The following is a 13,617-nucleotide window of genomic DNA, read 5'->3' on the forward strand; positions in this document are numbered from 1 at the left end:
CATCCTGCCCGTCCTTGATGATTAGCGGGCTTTTCGGCCTGCACCACAAGAAATTTTTGGGTATTTTTTTAATTGGAAGTCCCTAAGTAGGGTTTGCTGAAAAAAGTTGTCTGTGAGGGCTAGTAGTCTGTCAACCCGAAAATGACGGGTGAAGGCAAGCAGGGGGAGAGGGGAGGGAAGAACAGAAGTTTTTTCCGAACAATTTTTAACACCAACCTACTTATCCTAATTTCCGGCTGATTTTTCAGCTAACCAAGCTTGAAACATGAGTATAACCCAGAGATGATGTTGCCAATTGCGATCGCCATTTTGGTGTTCGTCCCACTTTTGCCGAATTGGTTGAGGATGTAAATACCCTTCTCTTCGCAATCGAGACTCATCCAGCAAATCTTCTGCCCATGCTCGTAAAGGTCCACGCAACCATGCACCAATCGGAATACCAAAACCCATTTTTGGACGCTCAATTAATTCCCTGGGTACGTACTTATATAAAACCTGTCGTAACAACCATTTACCTTTATTACCACGTATTTTCATGGATAGGGGGATTTGCCAAGCAAATTCCACAACCCGATGATCTAAAAAAGGTATGCGACCTTCAAGACTCACACCCATAGTGGCACGATCTAATTTTACCAAGATATCACCAGGCAAGTAATTGATTAAATCCCAGTACATCATGCGTTCTGTGAAATTCGGTAAACTTGACCCGAAATTGCAGTCACTAACAACTGTGCTGAGTTCGGAACTACCAATGACAACTTTTTCTGATTCTTTCAGATGGGACACCAAACCAGCATACATAATATCGGGGCTGGAAACTGCTAAAACATCTGCCAACTTATGTAATTTATCGCCAAGATTTAATTTTGCTGGCAATATGGCATTTACACCCTCAAAACCTCGATTCCAAGTCTGGGAAGAAACACTAGTTAAAGCTTTTGCCGTAGAATAACGAACTGTTTGCGGTATCCAGCCCATCTTCTGCCAAATACTCCGGGCTAAAAAATAGCGCTTATATCCAGCAAATAATTCATCACCTCCATCACCAGAAAGACTGACGGTGACATGATTTCTGGCCAGTTGAGATACTAAAAATGTAGGAACTTGGGAAGGATCGGCAAATGGCTCATCATATAAACTTGGTAATTTGGGAATTACTCCCATAGTTTCATTTGCGGTTACATAAAGTTCTGTATGGTCTGTACCTAAGTGCCGTGCCACAGATTTAGCATATTCAGCCTCGTTATAATTTTGTTCGTGAAAACCGATGCTGAAAGTTTTCACAGGTTGCTGACTTTGAGCCTGCATCAAAGCCACAATTGTCGAAGAGTCTATACCACCTGATAGAAAAGCACCTAAAGGCACATCTGCCAGCATTCGCATTTTTACTGCATCTTTTAGTAGCACCTCCAGGTGTACTATAGCTTCATTTTCTGAGCCTGTGAAGAGATAAGCAACACCTGATTCGGCAACTGTTTTTGCAGACCAGTAGGTTACTGGCTGGGGATCAGTTGTTTTCCCATTCCAACTGAGGAGAGTTGCGGGTGGTAATTTATAGATGCCTTGATAGATTGAATAAGGCTCAGGAATATAGGAAAACCGGAGGAATAAATCCAAAGCATCGCGGTTAATTTCTGGCTGAAAATCAGGATGGACTTTGAAAGCTTTTAATTCTGAGGCAAATATAAAAGTATGACCGCACCAACCATAATATAGCGGCTTTTCGCCGATGCGATCGCGCCCCAAATGTAAAACCCGTTCTTGACGATCCCATACAGCAAAAGCAAACATCCCATTGAAACGCTTGGTTGCTTCTAAAACTCCCCATTGACAGAAGCTAGATAACATGACCTCCGTGTCAGAATCACTGCGAAAGCTATATCCAAGAATTTGTAACTGCTTTCTTAATTCTGGGAAATTATAAACTTCACCATTGAAAACAATGACATACCGACCATCAGTAGATATCATCGGTTGATGTCCTTGTGGTGAAAGGTCTACTATAGATAGTCGTCGGTGTCCTAGAGCAATTCCGACCTCTCCATCAACCCAACTGCCACCATCATCTGGACCACGATGAATTAATAACTTTGACATTTGCTGCACAATTATTGGTAGATAATCTGTGCTGATTTGTCTAGATATATCCCAAAAACCAGCTATTCCACACATAAATATTGTTTTAGTTAAATATGCTTTTTACAAAAAAAGGGAACAGAGAATAGGGAACAGATAAAAAACACTCATTTGCACCAGTTTAGAGCTTCAGTCAAAAAAGAGATGTTTTTACAAGATGCGTAGCCCGAAAAAAAACAGTGTCATTATTTCCATCTCATGTTCTACTCAAACATGAGTTTTTTCTGTTAAGAGTTGCCCGTTCCCTGTTCCCTCTGAATTATTTTTGTGCATTCAGCCATATTTCTGTACTTTTTCGTACATAACGGTAGAAAGCAATTTGCCTTTCCCGGAGTATTTCATTTCTATACTCTTTAGCTTTCTCTAAGTTACGAGATGACATTCGCGTCATGCGTTCTGGGTTAGTCACAACTTCCCAAATTTTGCTGGACAAAGCAGCGACATCAGCAGGTGGAACTATATCCTCTGGTGGTAGCAGTTCAGGAATGCCTCCTACCGTAGAACCAATACATGGTAATGCCCGTGCCATGGCCTCAATCATTGCTCTGGGTAAACCTTCTTGATGAGATGCTAAGATAAACAGATCCGCCTGATCCAATTCAGTACGCACAGCTTGTCCTGAGGATAACTGACCCCGAAAATCTACATAATCTCCTAAATCTAACTTCGCTGCTCGCATTTCCAATTCTTTTCGATGCTTACCATCTCCAACAAGAACTAGTTTCAGTTTCAGTCCTTCCTGTACACAATTAGCAACAGCATCAATTAATATATCTGGTGCTTTATAAAGTTGTGCTAATGTCCCTACAAAGATAATGGTAAAAATCTGACTTTCCTGTTTAGGGGAGCGAGGAACAGATACAAAAGCTTCATCAGGTAAATCTATACTTGAGTAATGTGTTGAAAAAGCCTGTTTTCCTGGTGGATACCGCTTTTGTAAAGCACTTTCGGTAACATAAGCTGCTCCACAAGCTCCAACACATTGTCGCCGCAATACCTGAGGAAACCACCAACGGAAAACCGGACGCAAGGGATGCCTAATAGAACCAGGCGCAAAGACATCATAGGGATCACAAACCACTTCTACACCATAGGGATGTTTCGTAGCTCGTAGTTTCGGTTCAATACACGAAGCAATTGTCGAATCTACTCTAAAAATCACTGCATCTTCTGTGTTTACCGCTTGTTGGGCAGCCCGTTTAATCTGAAGAGATCGCCATAAATACTGCGCTGGTCCAATGTAGTAGGGCATAGGAGCAAAAGAAACGCGATCGCCATTGGACTCCCTCCAATCAGACGGCACTGAGAGGACATCCTGAACACGGGCAACCACCCGCACATGATCAAAAACCTCTAGATACCTCTGCCAAAATGAATATGGAAACTGAGTATGTGTCCAGACAATCCCATCTGGTGTCCGATTAAAACGATGTTCAAGTGCAACGACAACTTTCATAAGGATATGTGGTAAGTAGAAAACTCAAGCACAAAGCGGGCTGGAAGTGTCAATTTTTAATTAATACAAGAATTACCTAAAAACATTTTCTCGTAAGTAGACGCAATCACCTGAGCATGAAACTGTTGAGAGCGGCTTTTTCCGTTTTCAGACAATTTCAGCTTTAATTCTGAATCTGTTGTTAGCAGTCTAATAACAGCTTCTGCTATAGCTTCCACATTTGCCGGAGGTATAAGAATACCATTGACACCATTTTCAATAATTTCCCCTGGACCATAGGGACAATCTGTCGCAATCACGGGAGTGCCACAGGCCATAGCTTCTACAATCACATTTCCAAAACCTTCATAGAGAGATGACAGCACAAAAATATCTGCCGCTGCCATATATTTGTATGGGTTACTTTGAAAGCCTAGTAACCGGACACAATCATTTAATCCTAGTTGTTGAATTTGTTTTTCTAGCATCCCGCGCTGTTTCCCTTCCCCAATAATCCACAAATGTGCTGGTATGACTTGCCGCACCTGTGCTAAAGCATCAATCAAATAGGGAAAACCTTTTTGATCAGTCAGTCGTCCACAGGCGACAATTAGCGGCACGTTTGCTGGTAAATCTTCCTGATGGATACACTCTGCCGCACCAGTCAAGACCCTACTATCCCAGCCAGCGTTATAAATTACATCTAATTTGCTAATTTTTGGACAGATGCTAATTAAATCCTCAGCTACACCCTGAGAAAGGGCAATTACCTGATCTGCTTGTGGATAAAGCCTAGGAATTAGTGATAACAGCACAAAGTTAGTAATATGCCAAGAGGGTTGATGCTCAACAGTGGGAGGATTTTGAACACAGAGAACAACCTTTGTACGTTTGGGCAGATCACGAGCAGCTAAAGCTGCGACTACATTGGCGTGATCCATGATTGAGCAGAGAATATCAGGCTTTTCCTCTTGAATAAGTTGGCGAAGTGGAGCTATTGACCGTATGGTTCGGATAATGCTGGAATTAGTTTTTCCTGTATTTAAAAAATGTAATTTGACACACTTGGGTAAGTCAGATTCATAAGAACCACCAGACCGAGATAAAGCCAGGGAAAAACGAAACTTTTGAGGATCAAGGTGATTGATGATTCGCAATAAATGCATCTCTGCACCACCACCACCAAGGGTGGGAACAAAGAATAGTATATGTATTCGAGTATCAAATTTACTTTGTTGTTGGTTCATAGGTTTTTATCTACTTTTTGATCGAAATGACAACAGTCCAAATCCACGGAAAAGTATGATAATCGAGGTGAGGGAAATAATCCAATTCATTATTCCTGGTCCTGATGGTTGGAGCAGATAGAGTGTGAGTACATAGGGAACTATCATTAATGGTTCTGTGGCATAATTGCGGAAAGTCCAAACTAGCCATTTATGGAAAAGGCCAAATGCAAAGAAAACTATAAATACACCAGGAACACCAAAATTCCAATAGGCTTCAAGAGTAGGTTCAATGGGAATACCTATATCTAAATAAAAAAATGTATTGCCAACAACACCATCTACCAATCCAGGCTTCCCTGGCCAAAGTCCCCGGGGAATCAGAATTGTTAGGGCGGCTAAATAAGATCTACCATAGAGAAAATCAACCTGATTAGGTACTAAAGCTAAAATGGGAATTTCACCACTTCCCTCTCCACTTCGTTCCCCCAATTCATCTGTTGCCAAGCCGAAAATAGATTCTATTGGAGAAGCTTGATTTAACGTATTCCAGTTAGTTTCTCCGCTCCAGGTGCTATTTCTAAAATCTCCTAATATACCTAATAGAAACAAGCCAATAACAACAACAGTTAGGATTTGCATGAAGGCAATTTTGCGATCGCGGATCATAGATACTAGCAACCCAAAAATGATAAAATAAATAACACTTGAACGAGAGCCTCCACTTAAAAAATTAATAACAAGTGAACTTAATGAACATATCCAGAATAGTCCTTGAAAATGAGCTTTAGGATCTTTTGCTAACCATATTAGGCAGGCAATAGCACCAAATTGAATCAAAAATTGCCAGTAGAATTGACCCGCTAGTGTTGCCCGTCGTCCTTGTCCCCAGGAGAGGATGTGTGCAGCAATTCCACCTTGAATTTGCATATAAGCTGCACAGGCTACGATAGAGAAAATTACTACACACAAAACTTTCAGTTTTAGATGACGAGGTGGCAAAAAGGTTAATTGTAAATTACCAAATCTCAGAGAGAAAAAGAAACCACAATAGTAACTAACTAGACCAACTATACTAAGAAATACGTTATCAGCTAATAAGAAAGTCAAACTTTCACTATTCCAATTAGGTAGAGCTATATGTGATTCAAGTCCATTTATATAAATAGGAGTCTTACGTATTTCATGGATCAGAGTTAGAACAATATTGAATATTAAAGGATGAAACCATCCATAGGAAGGTTGATAAAAAATAACAGGTATGAGTAGGAGTAAAAAATTTACTACCAATCCTAAATTGACCCATTGTAAGGCAACTGTAGACTTTGGGTTAAAATATACTTGAATAACTACAAAGAGTAAATAAATAACAATGATGGCAATTAGTAGAATTCGGTGAAGCCAGTGCATAGGAACAAAGGGTGATTCATTATTGTATCTATGACTGTCAGTTTTTAATTTTGTTAGTGTAGAATTATTCATTTTTATCACTCATTTATTTTCTTATTAACATGAAGCTGTTTGTAAGTTTCAATGAGTTTATCTACACCCATCTCAAAATCAAATATCTTTGCTCGTGTCTTCGCGGCAATTGCCATAGCATGGCGCTCTTCCTCATTGACAACCAGAAAACGTATTGCCATTGCCAGACTGAGTGCATCTCCAGCAGGTACGAGTTTACCAGAAACTTCATTTTCTACAACAGTTGGGATTCCACCCACATTAGAAGCAATGATAGGAAGACCAGCAGCCATTGCTTCTATAAGAACAGTAGCAAAAGCTTCGTAATAACTGGCTAAGATAAATATATCTGCACTCTGGTATTCTCCAGGAATATGAGTGGGTGATACTGCACCAGCAAACTCAACCCGGTTACTAACACCAAGCCGTTCTGCCATATCTCGTAAAAACAACTCATAATCAGGAGATCCACTACCAATAATGCGAAGACTAACTGGAAGATCGAGCAGATGAGAAATTGCCTCAAGGCAAATTTCAATTCCTTTCAAGGGAATTAAACGAGCAACTGTGAGTAAGACAATTGGTTTTAGGTGAGGGACTGATTCAATGACTCCTTGTTGATAATCCGCAGATTTACGGGCTGCGGCAATTGCTTCAAAAGGTTGCAATTTAGTAAAATTTGGCAGGAGTAATATCTTATTATTAGAAATAGAAAAATGCTGCACAAGGCGGTTTTGATAAAGTGGTGTAGTCGCCCAAATGCAATCATAAACTGAGAATAAAAACCCTTGGAGTAACTCCAGTACAAAAGTATATAACTGTTGAGGTAGATTCTTAGCAGAAACGTTAATCATTTTATCTTGATTAATTATATCCCAAACTAAGTCTGAACTATACTTTACAATTGATGGAATTCGATGACAACGAGCCAAAATACCAGTCATTATCGTTAAATTGAAACTCATAGTTTGCATATGTAAAACAGTCGGTTTGAAATCGCCAATAATACGATTCATTTCATAATAAATTCGGGCATTACGCACTATTTTATCTAGCCAATTCTGACGGGGACTTTCATCAATAAAGGTTATGGGTATGCCATCAATTATACCACTCGAATTTGGATTACCATAAGTAATAATATGTACATCAATATTTCGAGCTATCAAGTTCCGGGCAATATGTTGAGTTTGCGCTGATGGACCGCCTATTTTAGGGGGATATACACCAGAAACCAATAATATCTTCATTTTCATCATGCCTCCTAATTTATTTTGTTTATAAACTCTTTAATTTCGCTGGAGTAAAGTTAGCAATCTCAGCGGTAGGAATAAAGCCTTAGTTGTCAGTATTGCGTTTTCTCTAGTTTTTTCCCAAAAAAGAAAGCAAAAATAATTTGCAATCGATGCAGAGATCAAAGTTGCAATTGCTGCTCCAATCCCTTGGTAAAGCGGGATTAGGAGAAGATTGAGCATAATGTTTGCACATAATCCTATTAATTTCGCGTACAAATTCAACTTTTGCAATCCCTCTGCAACTATCCAATTACTCATCACTTCTCCTTGAAATGTGAATAGAGAAGTAAATATATAAACAGAAAGAATAGAACTAGCTAATTGATAATTAGCTCCATACAGTAGGGTGATCAAAAAGCCAGATAAGGGAAGGATTAAAATTATAATAGCATAGGAAAGAAGACTAGTTAAATCGTAAATTTTCTGGATTTTTTTTCTGTATACAGATTTGCTCAGGTTTTGAGCCTTAATCATGGTTGGATATAATGAAGAACTAATGATAAACGGTAAAAAAGACCAGGCTTCGCAGATAATCACGGCACTGGAATAAATTCCGACTGAACTATTGCCAACCATGTTTCCTAGCATCACCTGATCAATTGAGGAATAAATTAAAATAGCTGTAGCTGATAGAAATTGAGGATATGACTCTTGTAGCAAATATTTTATTGATTTAAAATCTGTTCTCCAATTTCTAATGTTCTCATTATCTATTTGATAGTAAAATATTAATATAAATGAATAAATTATCGCTTCTAAACTAATGATAATTGCAAACAAAAACAGGGGAGCTTTAACTATAATAAGGACAATTTTTATGATAGTTATAATCACAAAAGCCAAATTACTAGCTAAGACTTGAAATTTGGATTTAACCTGAGACTCAAACCAATTTTCAATTGGTTGAAAAGAATTAAATATGAATTTAATAGATACAATTGCCACAAGCAAATGAATATAAAGAGACTGGGGGGATATGAGCCTAATAAACATTATTGACAATGTGGCTGCCAGGATTCCTCCAGTTATTTGAACAATAAAAGCTGTCCCTAATATCTTATTCTTAGATTCTGGTTCTCGTACCAGATCCCTAGTTATAATCTTGCTCATTTGTGAAGTTGATAGTGGCAGAAAAAAGCTGGAAAAAGCTAAAGCATATTGAAGTGTCCCAAACCTGTCGGGTCCTAGATAACGTGCTGCTAATGTTCCCACGCAAAGACTTATAAATAGTCTAAAAACTTTTCCCAAGAAAAGCCAGCCTGTATTGTCAATAATTTGACGATTTTCTGGATGGAAATTTTTGACAAGGTTTATAAATTTGAGTAAGTAAGTCCACACTAATGTTTTCCTTATTTTCATCATCCATTTTACCTATTTTTGATAAATTTTTATAAATTATGTGAGTCACAAAAAATTATGCCTGCGACTACGGAAGTTCCAAGATATTTGATAACCATCTACACAGGCTATCCATTTATGTTCACCAATTTTATGAGGATCTATATTATGCATTCCTGTTTTGTTCCAGCCCCTGCCACTTCCTTTAATAATTGAATTTTCGGTGATTTGTTTTTCTTCATAATTTTTAGTTGTCAGATCGGTTATTTCAAATGCTCGAACTTGATTCCCATATAAATCTTCATCATCTTGAGTATATCTAATGATTTTGCCATCCGATACTACTACCCTACCTCCTGGTCTAGCAATATTTTTATTGCCCTTGATAACGGGACTTTTAGGATGTTCAATCCAAGTTCCTAAAAGGTCACTTGCATAGTACAAATATAAAATATCGCTACTTTTTACTGAAGTTAAAAGCCACCAATAATTCTGGAAGTAAAAAACAGAAGCATCAGAATATTTATCGCCAGACATTAAATCTTTTACAAAAATCCATTTTGTAGGAAAATCCACTGCTTTGTATAGGCGAATAGAGTTGACTTCATTACTTTCTGGAATTAGATAGTATTCATTATTCGACTTAAATACATAGGGATAAGATAAGTGAAAATATTCATCAATTACAATTTGTTGATAAGTCCAATCAAAACCATCACTGCTAGTTGCTAAAGCGATATCACCTTTTTGATCAGCAGCATTCATGACTTCAAAAAACATATACCAAATACCGTTTTCATTTAGCATAAACGGGTCGGCAACAAATTCGGCTGGTACATCTTTAACATCTTTGGCTGTTAAAACTGGATTTTGTATATTTTCGGGAGAAACAAAATCAACAAGAGATGTACCCACATAAATGCCAATTGACCAATTTTCTTTCCTGTTGACAAAGTGTTTGATAATTTTTTTGGCAAAATTCATATCTATTAATCTCCGAATATTCAATGCAAACAATATTTTGATTTAGGGCTAAATAGAAAATTTCTCATTGTTGTTACCACCCAACCGAATATTCTTTTTCCGACTGAATCCATGCTTGCCAACTTCTAAGTTATAGATACCTTCTGGTAGATAAACTACTGCCACCTCGGCGGGAACAATAACCTCTAGAACCCTATTTCCGTTCTGCGTCACCTTCATTGGCGTACCAGCTTTACCTACTGCCACCTGTAAACGGCTGATTTTTTGCCGTGCTAATGCCAGGCGCAAAAATGCTTGTCCTGCTTGACCCCCTTCCATCCGCATTACCTTTTCGCCCCGTTGCAATATCCGATTCCCTAGGTCTTCTGCCGCCTTGAGGATTTCTTTATCCCCACTGGCTTCATAGGCCGCTACAAGGATGTCCAGAAAGATAGTCTGCTGTTGATCTAAGCCATACTTATTGACCATCTTTCCTTGCTCAATATATTCCGGTACGAATCCATCGCTTCCCATATTTAGCAAATTGTTCCACGCTTGCTTGAACCGCTGAATGTACTTAGCGTCTTTGGTGACATGATAGGCTTGAACTAGGATATAGAGAGTGTTGTATTTACCGTCGCCATAAAGCTGATTCACAGAGGGCTTCCCATCGGGATTAAGCTTGCGGATAAAGTGACCCCACTGCGCGACCCACGCCTTCTCGTACCATAGATTCGTAACTGCCATGGCCCTATCTAGATATTTCTTTTCACCCGTCAGTTTGTGGAGATCGAACAGTTGCCTCACGTAGTATAGGGTGTCTGTATCGCTAGACCTTTCCTCTGAACGCAAGAGGGCTTGAGTAGGGGTGAACTGCTCTTCTAGTAAAGCCAGATCCTGGTTCATTCGGTTATCCCAGACAAACTCTAACTTCTGATTCGCCCATTTTATAAACTTAGGATTGCCAGTTTTCTGGGACAAATAGGCTAACCCATTAGCTACCGCACCGTAATCCTGTGTTAGCGTCACTTTGCTCTTTGGCTGGCCATCTTTCACATCTACCCAGCCCCACATCCCACCCTTCTTTCCCGACTCCAGGTTAAAGTCAAAGTACTTGATAGTTGCTTCCGCCAAGGCTACACACTTTTTCAGTAGATTTAAGTCGTCAGGAAACCACTGGCAAATTTCGACTCCTTTACTTACTAAGTCCACAGGTTGCTTGTTCCCAGTACCCATTTTGGAAAACTGATCTGGCGCGTCATAGGAGAAGGGAATTAGTTCTGTCTTAGGATTGCGAGCAGAAAAGAAAGATTCAGCAAATAAACCCATCATTGCTTTGGCGGGCTTATAATCTAAGGACTTAAGTGAGATCGGTAAGTAATTGTCTAAGTGACCCCGCAAAAGATGCTGATCTGTTTTAGCAATCTCACTCCAATATCTATCCATCATGTCAAAGCCAGCTACGAGAAATTTATCTCCCGCGATATAGTAAGCCTCTTGCTTGCTGCCTGTAACTTTGATATGAGTTAGGTCTAGACTATATCCTTCTAAACCCTTTTGGTAAGACCATAAAATCATCACAGTAGCTAAAAATAAAGTAACAATAAATTTTTGGGAACGTTGCTTCATCTTTAATTGCCTTGGATAGGTATAATTATTTTTGGTCTTTGACTATATCCTTAGAGAGTATTTATCTCTGAATTATTATTAATTACACCCCTTGTGGCTCAGTATTTGCCAAAATATTACTATTTGAAATTGGGATAAAAACAGTATTTATTTCAGTATCTCCTGAGCCATTTTTCTCTAAATATTTAGGCTTATACCCCGCTACTAGTTGTGATAGCAATAGCATGATATAAGGCGTATCATTTTTAGCTGCTGCTCCTAGTAATGTTTCTACAGTCATATCTAAATAACTAGGAATAATCTGACTGGCATTTTTCACAACTAACAGTTTTTCATGCTCCGTTTTTTCATACTCTTCTCCCTCAACAAACAGTTCCTCAAATAACTTTTCTCCCGGTCTTAACCCCGTAAATACTATGTCAATATCTTTGTTAACCTCATATCCCGAAAGATGGATTAATTCCTTCGCCAAATCCACAATTTTTACAGGTTCACCCATATTTAGCATTAAAACTTCACCACTACGACCCAGGACAGATGCTTGTAAAACCAGTTGCACTGCCTCTGGTATGGTCATAAAGTAACGGCAAATATCGGGATGAGTAACTGTAATTGGTCCACCTGCTAAAATTTGTTTTTGGAAAGTAGGAACTACGCTACCTCGACTCCCTAAAACATTCCCAAAACGCACAGCTACATAAGATTTACCACTTTGTTTTGCTGCTTGTAAAACTAGCATTTCAGCTACTCTCTTACTCGCACCCATTACATTAGTAGGATTAACTGCTTTGTCTGTGGAAATCATCACAAAATGTTCGACATTATATTGCAATGCTACTTGTAATAAATTCCTTGTTCCAATCACATTATTAGTAATTGCTTCTGCGGGATTTAATTCCATCAGCGGAACGTGTTTATGGGCAGCAGCATGAAAAATTACATCCGGTTTAAATCTCTCAAAAGCGTGTTCTAACCTCGACTTCACCCGAATATCAGCAATAAATGTATAAATCTGTGGCAGCGGAATATTGATAGCTAATTTACCATTATTGATAATTTGGATAAGCTGTTCTAGTTCTTGTTGGATATTAAAAACAGAATTTTCCCCATGTCCAATTAGAATTATTTTAGCTGGGTGACAACGGAAAATTTGCCGACATAGTTCACTCCCAATTGATCCCCCTGAACCCGTAATTAAAACAGTTTTATTTTTGATAAATGTAGACACTCTTTTAATATCTATATGAATGGGTTCTCGTCTGAGTAAATCTTCAATTTTGATATCCCTAATACTATCCAACCGGACACGACTATTGAGGATTTCATGTATTCCTGGTAAGGTACTAGGTTGCACTCCATTGGCTTGACAAATATCAACAATTTCTCGAATAATTTGTCCGGAAACTGTAGGCATGGCAATAATAATTTTCTGAATTTTTAATGTTTTGATTACCTCGGAAATTTTAGAGCGATCGCCTAATACAGGAATTCCTCTTAAATGTATGTGCTGTTTTTTAATAGCGTCATCAATAAATCCTACAGGATAAACTCCAAACTGGGGATTTCTTTGCATATCTTCGGCAAGAGAAACTCCCGCACTACCCGCACCAATAATCAGCACTCTCTCCCTATGCTTAGATATTTTCTGTCTATGATTTACCCTTTCTACAACCCGCACACTAAACCGTAGTGCAATCACACAAATACCAGAAAGTATTCCCTCCAAAATTGGTAGTGATTGCGGAAGATTACTTAATAGCATATTGAATGTTTTATCCAATATATTAAATAGCGTTGTTTGGATGACTATCACACCCGTCATCAACATGACTATATAGATTACTTCCTCAATACTTGCATATCGCCAATAGCGTTTATAAAAACCACATCCCCAAAAAACAATTAGTTTAACTACTAAAAACAAAATTGTAGCAACTTCTAACTGTGAAATATATTCTTGCAAATTTATATCACCATCTAAACGCAAGGATAATGCTAACAATGGTGTCATCGCAAAAATAGTAATGTCAAAAATAAACCAATGTCTATTTCTAACTTTACTTAATTGATTAGATAGAGTTTTAATTGTTTTCTGAACAGTAAAATGAGAGAGGAAAAACAGGATATTCAC

9 protein-coding genes are annotated in these 13,617 nt (G+C 38.4%); all 9 read right to left on the minus strand.

The genetic code is table 11. From position 1 onward, the window contains the following. Positions 1–225: 225 nt before the first annotated feature. The 9 genes from asnB to CA730_RS14870 all read right to left on the minus strand — a co-directional run bounded on the left by asnB (position 226) and on the right by CA730_RS14870 (position 13,617). A complete protein-coding gene (gene asnB, locus CA730_RS14830; protein WP_096668399.1) occupies positions 226–2,175 on the minus strand; it encodes an asparagine synthase (glutamine-hydrolyzing) in 1,950 nt (649 codons plus the stop codon). 223 nt (positions 2,176–2,398) lie between these two features. Beyond that, complete coding sequence (locus tag CA730_RS14835; protein WP_096668401.1) at positions 2,399–3,595, minus strand: glycosyltransferase family 4 protein; 1,197 nt, start codon at positions 3,593–3,595, stop codon at positions 2,399–2,401. Positions 3,596–3,651: 56 nt separating this feature from the next. After that, on the minus strand, positions 3,652–4,821 hold the full coding sequence (locus CA730_RS14840; protein ID WP_096668403.1) for a glycosyltransferase: 1,170 nt from the start codon (positions 4,819–4,821) through the stop codon (positions 3,652–3,654). A 6-nt stretch (positions 4,822–4,827) separates the two neighbouring features. Next, positions 4,828–6,282: an O-antigen polymerase gene (locus CA730_RS14845; RefSeq protein WP_096668405.1), complete on the minus strand. Its 1,455-nt coding sequence runs from the start codon at positions 6,280–6,282 to the stop codon at positions 4,828–4,830. A gap of 5 nt (positions 6,283–6,287) precedes the next feature. Further along, positions 6,288–7,511, minus strand: a complete 1,224-nt coding sequence (locus tag CA730_RS14850) for a glycosyltransferase family 4 protein (RefSeq protein ID WP_172891194.1) — start codon at positions 7,509–7,511, stop codon at positions 6,288–6,290. A gap of 39 nt (positions 7,512–7,550) precedes the next feature. After that, on the minus strand, positions 7,551–8,894 hold the full coding sequence (locus CA730_RS14855; RefSeq protein WP_172891195.1) for a flippase: 1,344 nt from the start codon (positions 8,892–8,894) through the stop codon (positions 7,551–7,553). A gap of 66 nt (positions 8,895–8,960) precedes the next feature. Continuing rightward, entirely contained in the window at positions 8,961–9,878 is a 918-nt protein-coding gene (locus tag CA730_RS14860) for a glucosamine inositolphosphorylceramide transferase family protein (RefSeq protein WP_096668411.1), read from the minus strand. A 48-nt stretch (positions 9,879–9,926) separates the two neighbouring features. Next, positions 9,927–11,486: a glycoside hydrolase family 88 protein gene (locus CA730_RS14865; protein ID WP_096668413.1), complete on the minus strand. Its 1,560-nt coding sequence runs from the start codon at positions 11,484–11,486 to the stop codon at positions 9,927–9,929. Between the two features lie 82 nt (positions 11,487–11,568). Then, on the minus strand, positions 11,569–13,617 hold the full coding sequence (locus tag CA730_RS14870; RefSeq protein ID WP_096668415.1) for a polysaccharide biosynthesis protein: 2,049 nt from the start codon (positions 13,615–13,617) through the stop codon (positions 11,569–11,571).

Source organism: Dolichospermum compactum NIES-806 (genome assembly GCF_002368115.1).
Classification (GTDB): Bacteria; Cyanobacteriota; Cyanobacteriia; order Cyanobacteriales; family Nostocaceae; genus Dolichospermum; species Dolichospermum compactum.